Below are 16501 nucleotides of genomic sequence, written 5' to 3'. Positions count from 1 at the left end.
CCTCCCGTGTCATGGCTCCGGGGCGATACCCGACCGCGGCGCGGCATCAGGCATCGCGGGCCTGTCAGTACTCGAGATGAAACCGCTGAGACAGCCGTTGCTTGAATTCCTTGACCGTATGCAACGCTTCGCGCAGCAGGTCGCGCTCGAACCCGCTGAGGCGCTGTACCACCACGCGGTTGGGTTCCAGCGAGGTGTCATGCGTTTCGAGACTCTCCAGCTGCTGGCGCAACCGCAATTCGGAAAACAACGCCATCGCCTCGCCCAGGTCATCGGCGAACGGCCGGTCGAGACGGCCATCGTCCACCAGGGCGTCAAGGCGCGCGAACGTCGACGTGGGGGCGATGCGGCGCTCCAGCGCCAGCGTGCGAACGCCGTGCACGATGGGAAATATCCCGCCCTTCTTGATATCGATACCGTGCTCGGGGCGTTTGAGCGTGCCGAACAGCGTCAGCGGCGTGGAGTAGCGCAGCACGCCGCGGGCGAAGTACGACAGCAGCAGCTCGTCGTGGGAACCGCGCGCGAACAGATGCTCGCGCAGCCCATCCAGCAGACCGGCGTTTCCCGCGATGGCATGCGCGTCGAGCATGATGGCGAGATTCATCAAGGCATCGGGATCGCGGCTCGAGGCCCAGCGGGCGATCTTGCCGCGCCATGCCGACTCGCTCGCCACCCACTGCGGATTGGAGACCATGATGTTGCCGGGACAAGGCGGATAACCGAGCGCGCCAAGCGTCTCCGTCAACTTCTGCATCGACGCCTCGATCTCGGGCCAGTCGCTGCCATCGGCCAGGATCAGGGCGTTGTCCTGGTCGGTCTTGAGGATCTGCTCGCCTCGTCCCTCGCTGCCCATGACCAGCAGGCATGACTGCGACTGGCGCTCCTCGGGCATCAAGAAGCGGAATGCCTTGTGGATGATGCGGCCGTTGAGCGCTGCCAGCAGCTCCATGGCGAAGCGCAGCTTCACGCCCTGCGCCATGAGCGTCTGGATCAACTGAGGCAGGCGCGCGCTGGCACGCGTCAACGCCTCGATATCTTCCGCCTGCTCGATCTGGAGGCTGACGGCATGCGCGCGGCTCGAGAAGTAGCCCAGCACATCGGTCAACTCGACGACCCCCACCGGTCGGTCGCCTTCCATCACCACGACGCGCGCCACTTCATGGCGCGTCATGCTCACCAGCGCCGTGAACAGGTAATCGTCGGCATGTACCGTCACGAGCGTAAAATGCGCGATGCCTCCGACTTCCGCGGAATGCGGCAACCCCTGTTGCACCAGGGCATCCAGCAGGTCGGTCTTGGTCACCATGCCATAACGGCCGGCGTGACCGACGAGCAGGCTATCGGCATGACCGTCGCGCAGCTGCGTGACCGCCTCGGCGATGGTCGTCCGCGCTTCCACCAGCAGCGGATCGCGCATGCATTCCGAGACCCGGGCCAGCATGAAACGCGCCATGCTCAAGCCCCCTTCCGCTCGCCGCTCCAGCAGATAGCGGGCCTTCTCCGCCAGGTGCTGACGAAAATAATCGTCGAAAGCCGGATAGGCCTGGCAAATGTCCTCGAACAGCGCGCGCGGCAGCAAGTAACACAGACTTTCCTGCTCGGCCTGAAACCGATAGCGACTCGTGCCGTTGAGAATGCTGATCGCCCCGAACAGATCGCCCGCGGTGTAGTGACCGATGCGCCGATCTCCCTCGCTGGCGTTGAGGTCCAGCTCTGCCACCTCGCCCTTGTGAATCAAGAAGACACACTCGCCCCGCTGGCCGGCATCGAGGATTATCTCGCTTTCGGTAAAATAGGCGAGATCGACACCGTCACGAACCCGCTGCCGCCCTTTCTCGTCGAGCAGGCTGAAAGGCGGCTGCGAGAGATTGATATCGACCATGGTAGTACCCTCATCCCGTGCCGACCCTGGCACGACTTGGCGTCATCATCAGCGCTTCTATTTTCCTTATACTTTTCGGTAACACGGCCGAACAACGCTATCGATAATATGTGATCGAGAATAGCAAACCACGCTTTTATCGCGACACCTAGACTATCGTTCTATGCCTCGCGAGCCGCCTTAAAAAACCTCAAACCCGTTCTTAAAAACTGACTTCACCTATATTTTAATAAGCATGCTATCGATATCTCGTATACCACACAACGCCATGAAAAACGTAAAAATTTAAACAAACAATAATGTAAACGAATGTAGTGATACCAAAGTATGGGATTCATTTTTCGCGGCAATTGGCCACTATCATTGCAAGGCTATTGAGGGCAATCGCATGTAGCCAACGACTCTTCCGAGACAACGTTATTCTCGATAAAAGCCGGGCACCACTATCGTATCAATGACGTGTCTCCACGAGTGTTCTATACCTGCGATTGCTTTGAAGCGTCTCGCACACTCTCAATCACAACACCAACCTGTCCCCACCAGTGGAGAGCACACCATGGCAGATGAAAAAACCAATGCCGAGGCTTACTGGAAAGCCAACGTGCGTCTAATAACCGGCTGCCTGATCGTCTGGGCACTCGTCTCGTATGGCTGCGCAATCCTTCTACGCCCGCTTTTGTCCGGCATTCCCGTCGGAGGAACCGACCTGGGCTTCTGGTTCGCTCAACAGGGCTCAATCCTGACGTTCATCGGCTTGATCTTCTTCTACGCCTGGAAGATGAATCAGCTCGACAAGAAGTTCGGACTCGAGGAGTAAGCCAGCATGAGTCAATTTGCCATCAATATCCTGTTCGTCGGCGCCTCCTTCGCCCTCTACATCGGTATCGCGATCTGGGCCAAGGCGGGCTCGACCAAGGACTTCTATGTCGCCGGGGGCGGTGTCCACCCGATCACGAACGGCATGGCCATCGGGGCCGACTGGATGTCGGCCGCCTCCTTCATTTCCATGGCGGGCCTCATCGCCGCTGGAGGGTATGCCAACTCGACCTTCCTCATGGGCTGGACCGGCGGTTATGTACTCCTGGCCCTGCTGTTGGCGCCCTACCTGAGAAAATTCGGCAAGTTCACGGTACCCGAGTTCATCGGCGACCGTTTCTACAGCCGTACGGCACGCATGGTGGCCGTCGTCTGTCTGATCGTGGCGTCCCTGACATACGTCATCGGTCAGATGGCGGGGGCAGGCGTGGCGTTCTCGCGCTTTCTGGAAGTCGATGCGACCACCGGCCTGATCATCGCCGCCGTCGTGGTGTTCTTCTACTCGGTGCTGGGGGGCATGAAAGGCATCACCTATACCCAGGTGGCCCAGTACATCGTCCTGATCGTCGCCTATACCATTCCAGCAGTGTTCATCTCACTGGAACTGACCGGCAACCCGCTGCCGCCGCTCGGCCTGTTCTCCGACCATAGCGCGTCGGGCGAACCGCTGCTCGCCAAGCTCAACGAGGTCGTGACCGCACTGGGCTTCAACGCCTACACCGCCATGGTCGACAACCAGCTCAACATGGTGCTGTTCACGCTCTCGCTGATGATCGGCACGGCCGGCTTGCCGCACGTCATCATGCGCTTCTTCACCGTGCCCAAGGTCGCCGATGCACGCTGGTCCGCCGGCTGGGCGCTGGTGTTCATCGGTCTGCTCTATCTGACCGCACCGGCGGTGGCCTCCATGGCACGCTTGAACCTGATGACCACCATCTACCCGGACATGGCGGGTCAGGTCGAGAATTACGACGCCGCCGCCTCCAACGCCATCGCCTACGGAGACCGTCCCGACTGGATTCGGACCTGGGAAGAAACCGGGCTGATCACCTTCGAGGACAAGAACAACGACGGCAACATCCAGTTCTACAACGACAGCACCGATTTCTCGGATCGCGGCTGGCAAGGCAACGAGTTGACCGTCAACAACGACATCCTGGTCCTGGCCAACCCGGAGATCGCCAACCTGCCCGGCTGGGTCATCGGGCTGATCGCCGCGGGCGGCCTGGCAGCGGCGCTCTCCACGGCAGCGGGCCTGCTGCTGGCCATCTCGTCGGCGATCAGTCATGACCTGATAAAGGGGGCCATCAATCCCAACATCACGGAACGCGGGGAGCTGAAAGCGGCACGCATATCGATGTCGATCGCCATCGTGGTCGCCACGTACCTGGGGGCCAATCCGCCAGGGTTCGCGGCACAGGTCGTGGCGCTGGCCTTCGGCATCGCGGCCGCCTCGCTGTTCCCGGCGCTGATGATGGGGATCTTCTCCAAGCGCGTGAACAACAAGGGCGCCATCGCCGGGATGTTGTCGGGGCTGACCTTCACCCTTGTCTACATCTTCGTTTACAAGGGCTGGTTCTTCATCCCCGGCACCAACAACCTGGCCGACACTCCGGAAAACTGGGTACTGGGCATCTCCCCGCTCTCGATTGGTGCAGTGGGTGCCATCATCAACTTCGCGGTGGCCTACCTCGTCTCCAAATCCTCCGAGGAGCCGCCCCTGGAGATCCAGGAACTGGTGGAAAGCGTGCGCTACCCGAAAGGTGCTGGTGGTGCCGTCAATCACTAAGCCATAATACCCCCTGGCTCGGCGGGCCCGGGCCACGGGATCACACTATCGGGCTTCCCAGGGGGAAGCCCGATTTCGTTGCAGGGAGACATTATGATTTGGCAATTGATCGCGGCGATATTCGCCGGCCTTGGCGCGGCAGGAGTGGGGTTGATCCTTCGCCAGCTCAGCGGGAAGCGCTTGCCACGCTGGATCGTGCCGGCTCTTGGCGGCGTGGGGATGCTCGGCTACCAGGTCTACTACGAATACAGCTGGCTGTCCGCCAAGCAACAGCAGTTGCCCGACAGCGCCGAGGTCGTCGATGTCGAGCGCGATGCGATGTGGTGGCGGCCCTGGACGTACCTATTTCCTCTGCCTGTCGCCTTCGAGGTGATCGATCGGAACGATGTGCGCACCCTCGAGGCCGACGGTCAACGCATGGTGGAGTTCTTCCTCTATCGCTTCGAAAAGCGGGTCCTGGAACGCGTAACGCACCAGGCTTACCTGATGAACTGCAGTGCGCGCGAATGGGTGCCGCTGGAGGGCGAGGAGCGCCAGCCCAACCGGGCGGCCTTGCAGACGATCGGTGCCGACGACGCACTTTATCAAGCCGTGTGCGAGGCGCCCTGAGCGCAGCGATGAGCGACGAACTGACGCGAGCCGGCGGGTTACCATAGAATGGCCGCAGACATAAGGGAGGTCCCATGTTCGCTGGCTGGTTATTGATCGTTGTCTCGCTGGTCTACATTGCCGTGCTGTTCGCCATCGCCTGGCGGGGGGACAGTCAGGCCAAGCGCCACGGCCCGGGCAGGCGGCGCCCCATCGTCTACAGTCTCGCCCTGGCGGTCTATTGCACTTCGTGGACGTTTTACGGCGCGGTCGGCGAGGCGGCCACGGCAGGCTGGTCGTTCGCCAGCATCTTCGTCGGCCCGATTCTGACCTTTCTGCTGTTCTGGCCCGTGCTGGCCAAGATGATTCGCGTTGCCAAGCGGCAGAACGTGACCTCGATCGCCGATTTCATCGCCTCGCGCTACGGCAAGACCCAGTCGCTTGCCGCCTTCGCCAGCCTGGTCGCCTTGATCGGCACCCTTCCCTACATTGCCCTGCAGCTCAAGGCCGTGGCCTCGGCCTTCACGGTGCTCACCGACAGCGCCGATGTCACGCGTGCGCCCGTTCTCGGCGACACGGCATTCTATATCGCCGCCGTCATGGCCCTGTTCGCCATTCTGTTCGGCACGCGCCACACCGACGCCACCGAGCACCACGAAGGGCTCATCCATGCCATCGCCTTCGAGTCGCTGGTCAAGCTGGTGGCGTTTCTCGTCCTCGGCATCTACGTCACCTGGGGCATGTTCGACGGCCTCGGCGACCTGTTCGGGCGTGCCGATACCTACCTGGAGCTGCAACGTCAGCTGACGGAGCAGGATTTCGGCCACGGTTTCTGGGCACAGACGCTGCTGGCGATGCTGGCGATCTTCTGCCTGCCCCGCCAGTTTCACCTCGCGGTGGTCGAAAACACCCACGCGGACGACGCCAAGCGCGCCCGCTGGCTGTTCCCGCTCTACCTGGCGGCCATCGGTTTCTTCGTGCTGCCGATCGCGGCGGCGGGCCTCACGCTGTTTCCCGAGGGCAACGTCGACCCCGACACCTTCGTGCTGGCGCTGCCCATGGCGGGAGGCAGCGAGTGGCTGGGACTGCTGACCTTCATCGGAGGGCTCTCGGCCGCCACCGGCATGGTCATCATGGCCGCGGTGGCGGTGTCGATCATGATCTCCAACGAGATCATCATTCCCCTGCTGTTCCGCCTGCGCTGGTTCGTCACCGAGGGCGATTACGGCAAGCTGGTACTGCGCGCGCGTCGCGCGACCATCGTGGTCATCCTGCTGCTCGCCTACATTTTCTATCGCCTGATCGCCGAATACAGCACGCTGGCTTCCACGGGCATGCTGTCGTTCGCCGCGGCGGCGCAATTCGCCCCGGCGCTGCTGGGCGGCTTGTACTGGAAACGCGGCAATCGTCTCGGCGTGATCGCCGGCATGAATGTCGGCTTCGCGGTATGGGCCTACACCCTGCTGCTGCCGGCCCTGGTCCAGGCCGAATTGCTGCCGATGACCTGGCTGACCAGCGGCCCGCTGGGCCTCGACTGGCTCGCGCCGACCCACCTGTTCGGGCTCAACGTGGGTGACAGCTTCACCCATGGCGTGATGCTCTCGCTGGGTCTCAATCTGTTCTGCTACATCTTCGTGTCGCAGATCACGCCACAGCGCGTCGTCGAACGCATCCAGGCGTCGCTGTTCGTGGACAGCATCGAAACCCGCCAGACCTCGGTCAATCGCCCCTGGACGGGCGCCACGACGGTGGGCGATCTCAAGGTTCTGTGCGAGCGCTTCCTGGGCAGCGGCCAGGTGCAGCGCTCCTTCGACGATTACGCCCGCCGCGGCGGCCAGTCCGTCGACGACAACACCCGCGCCTCAATCGATGTCATCCAGTTCACCGAACGCCTGCTGGCATCGGTGCTCGGCGCCTCCTCCGCACGCATCGTCGTCAACTCCGCGCTACAGGGACGCGGCATCGGCATCTCGGATGTCATCTCCATCGTCGATGAAGCGTCGCAGGTGCTGGAGTTCAACCGTGCGTTGCTGCAGGCCACCATCGAGAACATCAACCAGGGCATCAGCGTGGTCGACCAGAACGCACGTCTGGTGGTCTGGAATCAGCGTTACCTGGAGCTGTTCCGTTTTCCGGACAGCCTGATTCGCGTCAACGCCCCGTTCGACAAGATCCTGCGCTACAACGCCCACAATGGCGAGTACGGGCCCGGCGATCCCGAGGAGCACGTCGAGCTGCTGATGGACAACATTCGCCAGGGGCAACCGCATCGCTATGTGCGCTATCGCCAGGACGGCACGGTACTCGAGGTACAGGGCAACCCCATGCCCGGGGGCGGCTTCGTCTATACCTACCAGGACATCACGCAGCAAAAACGTACCGAAGAAGCGCTGATACGCTCCGAGAACAACATCCGTATCTACACGGACAACGTGCCGGCGCTGATCGCCTACTTCGACAAGGAATGCCGCTACCTCTTCACCAACCGTGCCTACGAGTCGGCGATGGGCATCGACCGCAACGAAGCCATCGGCGAGCGCTTCGACAACGTCATGCCAAGTCAGGTGATTCGCGAGCGCGCGCCATGGATGCATCGCGCTCTGGCCGGCGAACGAGTGAGCTTCGAGATTTCCCAGGATGACGGCGACGGCGGCGTGCGTTACATGCTGGTCACCTATACGCCTCACTTCGGAGAAGGCGACGGCGTTCTCGGGTTCTTCGCGCTCTACCAGGACATCACCGAACGGCGCCTGGCGGAAATCGCCCTGCGCGAGACCAACGAGAACCTCGAGGAACGCGTCCGCGAGCGCACCCAGGCGCTGTCGGAAGCCAACGCCGCCCTGCGTCAGGAAAACCGGGTACGTGCCGAGGCCGAGTCGGCCCTGCGTCAGGCCAAGCAAGTCGCCGAGGAAGCCAACGCCTCCAAGACGCGCTTTCTGGCCGCCGCCAGCCACGACCTGCTGCAACCGCTGAATGCCGCGCGCCTGTTCACCTCGGCACTGGGTCAGCAGGTCGACGCCGACGATCTGCGTCACACCATCAGCCACATCGACAACTCGCTGCAGGCCGCCGAGGAACTGCTGAGCACCCTGCTCGACATTTCCAAGCTGGATGCCGGCGCACTCACGCCGCGCCGCACGCAGTTCCCGCTGACCGATATCCTGCGCCCGCTGCGTGCCGAGTTCGAGGTCATGGCCGCGGATCGCGGCCTCGACCTCGATGTCGTCGCCACCGGCGCCTGGGTGGACAGCGATGCCCAGATGCTGCGCCGTATCGTGCAGAACTTCCTCTCCAATGCCCTGCGCTACACGCAGCAGGGCCGCGTGCTGCTCGGCTGCCGGCGCCAGGGCGACAATCTGAGCATTGAAGTCTGGGATACCGGTCCGGGCATTCCCGAGGCCAAGCAGGCGGAGATCTTCCAGGAGTTCCGCCGGCTCGATCAGGCCTCGCGGCACAAGGAAAGCGAGAAAGGACTGGGGCTGGGGCTCTCCATCGCCGATCGCATGAGCCGGGTACTCGAGCATCCGATCAAGATTCGTTCCTGGGTCGATATCGGTACCGTGTTCTCGGTCTCGGTCCCGCGTGTGGCGGGGCGCCTGGAGGAAAAGGGCGTCGACGAAACGCCGACGCGCCGCCCCGGCAACAAGCTCGCCGGCGCCAAGGTGCTGTGCATCGACAACGAGACCCTGATTCTCGAGGGCATGAAGGCGATGCTCGAGGGCTGGGACTGCGAAGTGTTCACCGCGACCTCCATCGGCGGGGCCAAGTCGGTCCTGCGCCACCTGGATGGCGATCCGGATGCGATTCTCGCCGACTATCACCTCGACAATGAAGTCACCGGGCTGATGGCTCTGGAGGCCCTCGAGGAGCTCTGCCATGGCCCCGTTCCGGGTATCGTCATTACCGCCGACCGTACCGACGAAGTGGCCGAGGAAGTGCGTCGCAACGGCTATCAGCTGCTGCTGAAGCCGGTGCGGCCCGCCGCCCTGCGTGCACTGCTGACGCGTACCCTGCAGGCCAATCGCGCCATGCGGCAGGAACATTAGGAGAAGCCGACGCCTGACGCCTGCATAGCCGTCGACTATCGCCGCTCGATGCTTCGACTATTGGATAGTGCTGCCACTTTTATTTAACCTAAGGACTCATGATAAACCTTGGTTAAATGAGAACCGGTAGCATGCTGCGTACGATTTCCGATAGCGCCATACGTGATCAGGCCGCCTCGACGCTAAGCGGCAAGCCGCGGCGCTGGAGCTGGACGGCCTTCTTCGGCCCCGCCCTGATCGCTGCCGTGGCCTATATCGACCCCGGCAACTTCGCCACCAACATCGAAGCCGGCTCGCGCTACGGCTATACCCTGCTGTGGGTCGTCCTGGCCGCCAACCTGATGGCCATGCTGATCCAGACGCTGTCGGCCCGCCTGGGGCTCGCCACCGGTCAGAACCTGCCTCAGGTGATACGCGCCCGCTATCCACGTCCGCTGGTGTGGTGCTATTGGGTACAAGCGGAGATCGTGGCGATCGCCACCGATCTCGCCGAGTTTCTCGGCGCCGCGTTGGCCTTCCACCTTCTCTTCGGCCTGTCATTGATGGAAGGCGCCCTGCTCACCGGCACGATCACCTATCTGGCCCTGCACCTCTACCGCTATGGCTTTCGCCTGATGGAGATCCTGATCGGCGCCATGATCCTCGCCGTCGCGGGTGGCTTCATTCTCGAACTGGTGCTGAGTCGGCCGGAACCGGCGCCCCTGCTCAAGGGGCTGCTGATCCCGGGGTTTCCCGATGGCTATGCCCTGTACCTGGCGGCCGGCATCCTCGGCGCCACGGTCATGCCCCATGTCATCTACCTGCACTCGGCACTGTCGCAGCAGCGAATTCAGGTCAAGGACGACGCCCATCGCTTGCGCTTGATGCGCTATTATCGGCTCGACGTGATCCTCGGCATGGCCATTGCGGGTCTGGTCAACCTCAGCATGCTGGCCATGGCAGCGGCCGTGTTCCATGCCACCGGCCGCCTCGACGTCGCCACCATCAGTGACAGCTATCTATTGCTCGCTCCGGTGGTGGGCCAGGTCACGGCCAGTCATGTCTTCGGTCTTGCCCTATTGTTGGCTGGCCTGTCGTCCTCGATTGTCGGTACACTGTCGGGCCAGGTGATCATGCAGGGGTTCGTCAACGTCAGCATACCGCTGTGGCTACGTCGCCTGGTGACAATGCTGCCGGCTCTGGCCGTCATCATGCTGGGCATTTCCGAACAGAAGGCGCTGGTCGCCAGTCAGGTCATTCTCAGTTTCGGCATCCCCTTTGCACTCGTCCCCTTGCTTTGTTTCACGGCCAATCGCCAGATCATGGGCAACCTGGTCAACCGCAAGAGCGTCACCGGCGTGGGCACCGTGGTATGCACTTTGATCGTCGCACTCAACGTGTACGTGCTATTTTCTACGTTCACGGGACACTGAAAGCAGGGGTTGCATGAAGTCACAGCCCAAGCACGAATATTTCAAGCGCGTCCGCCAGGACCACCAGACCGAATTGGTCGAGGACTATGTCGAGGAGATTGCGCATTTGCATGCGCAATTGGGGGAAGCCCGTGCCAGCGATCTCGCCGAGTGCTTCGGCGTCAGCGCGGCGGCGGTCTCGAAGGTCATCACGCGCCTCAAGCGCGACGGTCTGGCCGTGGCGCGCCCCTATCGCGGCATTTTTCTGACGGAGGAAGGCGAAGCGCTCGCCAAGCGCGTCACCGCCCGCCACCGTGTCGTGCTAGACGCCCTGCGCGCTCTCGGCGTGCCCGAAGAAGTCGCCCGCGCCGACTCCGAAGGTATCGAGCATCACTGCAGCGAAGAAACCGTCAACGCCATGCGCGACTTTCTTCGCCGTCAACAGCACTCATGAAGCGGTTTTCCGTGTCCCGGATGCGGATACAAGAAAGCCGCTCCCACCACGAGGCAGGAACGACTTCTCATCCTTTCGACGGCCTGTCGCCGCCAGGCGCCTCAGGATTCGACCTTGGGCGGTTCGACTTCGAGTTTCTGAGCCGCGATCACCGCCTGGGTACGCGAATGCACACCCAGCTTGCGCAGAATGGCCGTGACGTGTGCCTTGATGGTCGCCTCTGAGACATTGAGTTCATAGGCGATCTGCTTGTTGAGCAAGCCTTCGTTCAACATGTTGAGCACACGAAACTGCTGCGGCGTCAGCGAGGCGATGGCTTCGGCAAAGCGCGCCTCTTCTTCGTTCGACTCGCCGAGGATGTCCACCATCTCTTCGGGGAGCCACACCTCACCTTCCAGCACTTGGCGAATCGCCTCGGCGATGACGTCCAGCGACGACGACTTGGGGATGAACCCCGAGGCCCCGTAGTCGATGGCACGGCGCACCACCGGCGGCTCTTCGCTTCCCGAGATGACCACCACGGGCACCTCGGGAGACTGACCGCGCAACTGAATCAGGCCCGAAAAGCCATGCGCGCCCGGCATGTGCAAATCGAGCAGAATCAGATCGGCATCGGGGTGGCGCAGCACCATGTCGGTGGTCGCCTCCATGGTATCGGCTTCGACGATCTCGGCCTGCGGCGCCACTTGGCGCAGCGCCTGGTTGAGCGCGGCACGAAACAGCGGGTGGTCATCGGCGACGATGAATTTCTGGGCAAAAGCCATTGAGTCTCCTCCGGATCCCCCTGGAGCGAACGGTCGTGCCGCGATTGTCATCGGCAAGCATTGGGTTCGCTTCTTGTTTTCAGCATGTTACCCCATGCTGTAGACAATACCCAAGCCTTGCGTCGACGCACCCCCGTACGCTCCTGGTGGCACGAAAAAGCCGGCCAGCGGCCGGCGAAAGTCGGGTGGGCACCCGAGGCGAGCTGGCGTGCCGCCCCGTGTCGAGCGAACCGACGCAGGCTACCCACCCTAACGCGTATCAACGATTGGCGCGGTGCTCGATCAACTCATCGACCACGCTCGGATCCGCCAGTGTACTCGTATCCCCCAGGCCTTCGCACTCATTGGCGGCAATCTTGCGCAAAATGCGCCGCATGATCTTGCCGGAGCGCGTCTTGGGCAGGCCCGGCGCCCACTGAATGACATCCGGCGTCGCGATCGGGCCGATGTCCTTGCGCACCCACTGGGTGAGCTCCTTGCGCAATTCCTCGCTGGGTTCGGCATCGTCGCTCAGGGTCACGTAGATATAGATGCCCTGGCCCTTGATGTCGTGCGGGTACCCTACCACGGCTGCCTCGGCCACGGCGCTGTGCGCCACCAGGGACGACTCGATTTCCGCGGTTCCCATGCGATGGCCGGACACGTTGAGCACGTCGTCGATGCGCCCGGTGATCCAGTAATAGCCGTCCTCGTCGCGGCGGCAGCCGTCACCCGTGAAATAGACGCCTTCATAGGCGGAGAAGTACGTCTGCACGAAACGCTCGTGGTCGTTCCAGATGGTGCGCGCCTGCCCCGGCCAGGAGTCGAGGATCACCAGGTTGCCGGACGTGGCGCCTTCGAGCAGGTTGCCGTCGTTGTCGAGCAGCGCCGGCTGAACACCGAAGAACGGCCGTGTGGCGGAGCCCGGCTTGAGGTCGGTGGCACCGGGCAGCGGCGTGATCATGATCCCGCCGGTCTCGGTCTGCCACCAGGTATCGACGATCGGGCAGCGCGAATTGCCGATCACCCGGTGGAACCAGCTCCATGCCTCGGGATTGATCGGCTCGCCCACCGACCCCAGCACGCGCAGAGTGTCGCGCCGGCTGGAGTCCATGATGTTCTCGCCGTGCGCCATCAAGGCACGAATCGCCGTCGGCGACGTATAGAGAATCGACACGCCGTGCTTGTCGACGATCTCGCCGAGACGCCCGTGCGAGGGATAGCTCGGCACGCCTTCGAACATCAGCGTGGTGGCGCCGTTGGCCAGGGGGCCATAGACGATGTAGCTGTGCCCGGTCACCCACCCCACGTCGGCGCTGCACCAGTACACCTCGCCATCGTGGTAATCGAACACGTAGCGGTGCGTCAGTGCCGCGTAGAGCAGATAGCCCCCGGTGGTATGCTTGAGCCCCTTGGGACGGCCGGTGGAGCCCGAGGTATACAGGATGAACAAGGCATCCTCGGCGTTCATCCGCTCGGCCGGGCATTCGCTCGACTGGCGCTCGACCCACTCGTGGTACCAGGCGTCGCGACCGTCGTGCCACTCGATGTCGCCGCCGGTCCGCTGGACCACCAGCACCTTCTCGACGATATCGGTGCCGTCGCGTGTCAGCGCTGCATCGACATTGTCCTTGAGCGGTACGTGCTTGCCGCCGCGTACCGACTCGTCGGCGGTAATGACCACGCGAGACTGGGCATCGACCACGCGTTGCGCCAGGGCATCCGGCGAGAAGCCGCCGAACACCACCGAGTGCACCGCCCCGATGCGGGCACACGCCAGCATGGCGACCGCCGCCTCGGGGATCATCGGCATGTAGAGCGTGACGGTGTCCCCCTTGCCGACGCCCATCTCCTTGAGCGCGTTGCCCAGCCGACAGACCTGAGCATGCAGCTCGCGGTAGGTGATGGTCTTGTCGTGGCTCGGGTCGTCGCCCTCCCAGATGATCGCCGGCTGATCGCCACGCGTCTCGAGGTGGCGGTCGAGGCAATTGTAGGAGGCATTGAGTTCGCCATCCTCGAACCAGCGGATATCCACGTTGGATGACGCGAATGACGTGTTCTTGATCTTGGTCGGCGTCTTGAACCATTCCAGCGACTCGGCCTGCTCGGCCCAGAAGCCCTCGGGATCGTCGACGGAGCGCTGATAGAGGCTCAGGTAAGTCTCGTTATCCGCCCAGGCATTGGCGGCGAACTCCTCCGCCACCGGGTAGACTTTCTGCTGTTCGGTCATGACTGCCTCGCAAGGGTCGAGAAATGGATGATCGGCCACACGCTTGCCAAGGTGACCGTCCAGGAATGTGTCACCAGCATATACCCCTAGCCCCCCTGGCTCCCTATTAGACCTTGGTATTACCGATTTTTCTTTCTAATTCATTGAGTTACGTCATCATTGCAAGCGTTTTGCGCAACGAAGCGCAGTCGCTGTCGACAATATCGGCAGCGGTACGCCGTGCCGCGTCGGGCCCGAGCATGGCGCCGCGCGGAGAAACGATGCTCGGTGTCGCAGCCGCAGCGGTAAACATAAGGGGCGGGACTCGCCCGGGAGACATCGAAACGGTGCGTGGTGCGTGGCGGCAGCCCGTACAAGCGCTGCATGACAGTCCGCCACTCATGACCGTGCGGACGGGTGGGCGGCCCATCGAGGTGAAAGACCAGCCAGTGCGCCATCTCGTGCGGCACGACGTCTTCCATGAACGCCTGGCGATTCTCGCGCAGCAGGACCGGATTGAAGCGCAGCCCGCCACGCGTGAAATGCGCCTGGCCCGCGCCCTTGCCGCGCAGATCCAGCCATACCCGAGGGCGGGGCAGATCGGGATGGACGTCCAGCGCGACCCGCCACGCCGCCTCGACGCGTGCGAGCAACGTCTCGTGGAGTGTCGCCTCGTCGAGCGAGGCCAGCCAGGAGGCATCGACTGGGGGCAGGGTGGCGGACATCATGGGATGATAGAATGCCGTTCAACGCGACATGCGTCCACCGTTCACCGACCGTCCTTTGCAAGAGGCTTTTCATGTCCGAGACGTCGCCCCCCATGCCGCTGCTCGACGACGAAGCGCTCGAGACCCTCGACGACTTCCTCGAGTCCGACCTTGTCGACCCCGAGGCTCTCGACCTCATCGGTACGCATGGCTTTCTCGTCGCCCTGGCGATCGCGCCGGTCGAAACCCCGGCGGCCACCTGGATCGCCGAACTCTTTCACGGCGAGCCGCAATTCACCGACGCCGCGCAGCGCGAACAGATGCTCGGCCTGTGCGAAGCGCTCAAGCAAAACGCCATCGATGCGCTCGAGCACGGCCACCTGCCGGAGCTGCCCTTCGACCTGGAACTCGGCGGCCTGCCGCCCGAAGAAACGCCCATCGGTGACTGGTGCGCCGGCTTCATGGAAGGCGTGTTTCTCAATGAAGGCGCCTGGTTCGAACACGACGAAGCCCGCGTGGCGGAGCTGCTGCTGCCCTTCATGGCACTATCGGGCCTCTTCGACGACGAACCCGACATGCGCGAGCTGCTCGGCGACGCCGAGCGCGCCGAGGCACTCGTCAGGCAACTGCCCGAACTGATTCTGGACCTTTACCTGCACTACCGGGTCCCCGAGGAAAAACCCAAGCCCACCCCGCGCAAGAAAAAACCCGCCGGGGGCGCGGGCGGCAAGGGGCGCCGCTAGGCGATCGTCAGCGCAGCCGCGTCATCCACCCGTTGAGCGTGCCGAAGACCCACTCGCGGCAGCGCTGCATCCAGGGACGGCGACGCCATTGCGCCCAATGGATCTCTTCGCTCGCGGCGAAGTTGCGTTCGAAAAGCGCTGCCACGTCGCGCGCGAAGCGTACGTCCTCGACTTCCTGATTGGCCTCCAGATTCCACTGCAGGCTCCAGTGATCGAAATTGCACGAACCGATCGAGGTCCAGTCGTCGGCCAGCACGAACTTGGCATGGATGAAGGTGGGCTGGAACTCGTAGATGCGCACGCCCGCACGCAGCAATCGCGCATAGAAACGCTGCCCGGCATAACGGATGCCGGGATGATCGTGACGCGAGCCCGGCAGCAGCAGACGCACATCGACGCCCAGCCGCGCCGCCCGCACCAGCCGACGGCGCAGGCTGAACGTCGGCATGAAATACGGCGTACATAACCACAGCCGACGTTCGGCGGTGGCGATGCGCTGATGCAACGATAGGCGAATCGCCTGATACCGGTGGCCCCGCCCGCTGATCATGCGCCCGCGCATGTCGTCCGGCAGCGCCGCGATGGGGGCGGGTTCGGGCCAGCGACACCGCGCCGCGCGCCCACGGGTCAGGGGCGATTCCCAGAGCTGCGCGAACAGGCCGATCCAGTCCGCGACCACCGGCCCTTCGATGCGCACGGCCACTTCATACCAGGCATCGACGAAGGCATCCACGGCACCGAAACCGCCCGTGAAGGCCAGCCGGTCGTCGACGACCAGCAGCTTGCGGTGATCGCGCGACAAATTGCCCCCCAGGCGATGCCAGCTCAGGGGATTGAAGAAGCGCAGCGCCACCCCGGCATCGCGCAGGCGCTGGCGATCGGCGTGGGAGAGTTTCATCGATCCGTAGCCGTCGAGCAGCACGCGCACCGTGACCCCACGGTGCGCCGCCGCGCACAAGGCATCGACCATGCGCGTGGCCAGGGTGCCGGATTCCATGAGGTACAGCTCGAGATACAGCGTGCGCTGCGCCGATTCGATCGCGGCAAACAATTCGGGGAGAAATCGCTTCCCCTCCGGCAGCAACGTGAACCGGTTGCCTCCCTGCCAACGTCCGCGCATGGTATCTCCTTGG

11 protein-coding genes and 1 pseudogene are annotated in these 16501 nt (G+C 63.1%); 7 read left to right on the top strand and 5 right to left on the bottom strand.

All coding sequences use genetic code 11. The features are described from left to right. Nucleotides 1-64 precede the first annotated feature (64 nt). Nucleotides 65-1882 carry a DUF294 nucleotidyltransferase-like domain-containing protein gene (locus tag CSAL_RS04455; protein WP_011506176.1) on the bottom strand — a complete coding sequence of 606 codons (1818 nt, stop codon included), beginning with the start codon at nt 1880-1882 and terminating at the stop codon, nt 65-67. 556 nt (nt 1883-2438) lie between these two features. Here CSAL_RS04455 and CSAL_RS04450 point away from each other — a divergent pair. From CSAL_RS04450 to mntR, 6 genes and pseudogenes are all read left to right on the top strand, one after another. Continuing rightward, on the top strand, nt 2439-2699 hold the full coding sequence (locus tag CSAL_RS04450) for a DUF4212 domain-containing protein (RefSeq protein WP_011506175.1): 261 nt from the start codon (nt 2439-2441) through the stop codon (nt 2697-2699). A gap of 6 nt (nt 2700-2705) precedes the next feature. Beyond that, nucleotides 2706-4487 (top strand): sodium:solute symporter family protein, encoded by a 1782-nt coding sequence (locus tag CSAL_RS04445; RefSeq protein WP_011506174.1) that lies wholly within the window; start codon nt 2706-2708, stop codon nt 4485-4487. A gap of 93 nt (nt 4488-4580) precedes the next feature. Continuing rightward, nucleotides 4581-5096 (top strand): hypothetical protein, encoded by a 516-nt coding sequence (locus tag CSAL_RS04440; RefSeq protein ID WP_011506173.1) that lies wholly within the window; start codon nt 4581-4583, stop codon nt 5094-5096. A gap of 74 nt (nt 5097-5170) precedes the next feature. Beyond that, on the top strand, nt 5171-9121 hold the full coding sequence (locus CSAL_RS04435) for a hybrid sensor histidine kinase/response regulator (protein ID WP_011506172.1): 3951 nt from the start codon (nt 5171-5173) through the stop codon (nt 9119-9121). Nucleotides 9122-9252: 131 nt separating this feature from the next. Beyond that, complete coding sequence (locus CSAL_RS04430; protein ID WP_050934492.1) at nt 9253-10533, top strand: Nramp family divalent metal transporter; 1281 nt, start codon at nt 9253-9255, stop codon at nt 10531-10533. 10 nt (nt 10534-10543) lie between these two features. Then, nucleotides 10544-10966 (top strand): annotated as a pseudogene (gene mntR / locus CSAL_RS04425) (manganese-binding transcriptional regulator MntR); the annotation flags it as partial. Between the two features lie 101 nt (nt 10967-11067). Here the strand turns inward: mntR and CSAL_RS04420 are convergent. The 3 genes from CSAL_RS04420 to CSAL_RS04410 form a co-directional block, all read right to left on the bottom strand. Further along, nucleotides 11068-11730, bottom strand: a complete 663-nt coding sequence (locus CSAL_RS04420) for a response regulator (protein WP_011506169.1) — start codon at nt 11728-11730, stop codon at nt 11068-11070. Between the two features lie 259 nt (nt 11731-11989). Continuing rightward, complete coding sequence (gene acs, locus CSAL_RS04415) at nt 11990-13939, bottom strand: acetate--CoA ligase (RefSeq protein ID WP_011506168.1); 1950 nt, start codon at nt 13937-13939, stop codon at nt 11990-11992. Between the two features lie 140 nt (nt 13940-14079). After that, entirely contained in the window at nt 14080-14646 is a 567-nt protein-coding gene (locus tag CSAL_RS04410; protein WP_011506167.1) for a SprT family zinc-dependent metalloprotease, read from the bottom strand. A gap of 71 nt (nt 14647-14717) precedes the next feature. Here CSAL_RS04410 and CSAL_RS04405 point away from each other — a divergent pair, with 71 nt between their 5' ends. Next, nucleotides 14718-15368, top strand: coding sequence for a YecA/YgfB family protein (locus CSAL_RS04405; RefSeq protein WP_043557971.1), 651 nt, complete (start codon nt 14718-14720; stop codon nt 15366-15368). 7 nt (nt 15369-15375) lie between these two features. Here the strand turns inward: CSAL_RS04405 and CSAL_RS04400 are convergent, their stop codons facing one another. Beyond that, nucleotides 15376-16488, bottom strand: coding sequence for a phospholipase D-like domain-containing protein (locus tag CSAL_RS04400; protein ID WP_011506165.1), 1113 nt, complete (start codon nt 16486-16488; stop codon nt 15376-15378). Nucleotides 16489-16501 lie beyond the last annotated feature (13 nt).

Origin of the sequence: Chromohalobacter israelensis DSM 3043, from assembly GCF_000055785.1 — a bacterium.
Classification (GTDB): domain Bacteria; phylum Pseudomonadota; class Gammaproteobacteria; order Pseudomonadales; family Halomonadaceae; genus Chromohalobacter; species Chromohalobacter israelensis.
The sequence above is the reverse complement of the archived record's forward strand: the minus strand, read 5'-3'. Positions and strand labels throughout refer to the sequence as shown.

Excerpts from the sequence above, each read along its gene's own strand:
- CSAL_RS04455 (WP_011506176.1), bottom strand. The coding sequence starts at position 1,882 with ATGGTCGATATCAATCTCTCGCAGCCGCCTTTCAGCCTGCTCGACGAG.
- CSAL_RS04450 (WP_011506175.1), top strand. The coding sequence starts at position 2,439 with ATGGCAGATGAAAAAACCAATGCCGAGGCTTACTGGAAAGCCAACGTG.
- CSAL_RS04445 (WP_011506174.1), top strand. The coding sequence starts at position 2,706 with ATGAGTCAATTTGCCATCAATATCCTGTTCGTCGGCGCCTCCTTCGCC.
- CSAL_RS04440 (WP_011506173.1), top strand. The coding sequence starts at position 4,581 with ATGATTTGGCAATTGATCGCGGCGATATTCGCCGGCCTTGGCGCGGCA.
- CSAL_RS04435 (WP_011506172.1), top strand. The coding sequence starts at position 5,171 with ATGTTCGCTGGCTGGTTATTGATCGTTGTCTCGCTGGTCTACATTGCC.
- CSAL_RS04430 (WP_050934492.1), top strand. The coding sequence starts at position 9,253 with ATGCTGCGTACGATTTCCGATAGCGCCATACGTGATCAGGCCGCCTCG.
- CSAL_RS04420 (WP_011506169.1), bottom strand. The coding sequence starts at position 11,730 with ATGGCTTTTGCCCAGAAATTCATCGTCGCCGATGACCACCCGCTGTTT.
- acs (WP_011506168.1), bottom strand. The coding sequence starts at position 13,939 with ATGACCGAACAGCAGAAAGTCTACCCGGTGGCGGAGGAGTTCGCCGCC.
- CSAL_RS04410 (WP_011506167.1), bottom strand. The coding sequence starts at position 14,646 with ATGATGTCCGCCACCCTGCCCCCAGTCGATGCCTCCTGGCTGGCCTCG.
- CSAL_RS04405 (WP_043557971.1), top strand. The coding sequence starts at position 14,718 with ATGTCCGAGACGTCGCCCCCCATGCCGCTGCTCGACGACGAAGCGCTC.
- CSAL_RS04400 (WP_011506165.1), bottom strand. The coding sequence starts at position 16,488 with ATGCGCGGACGTTGGCAGGGAGGCAACCGGTTCACGTTGCTGCCGGAG.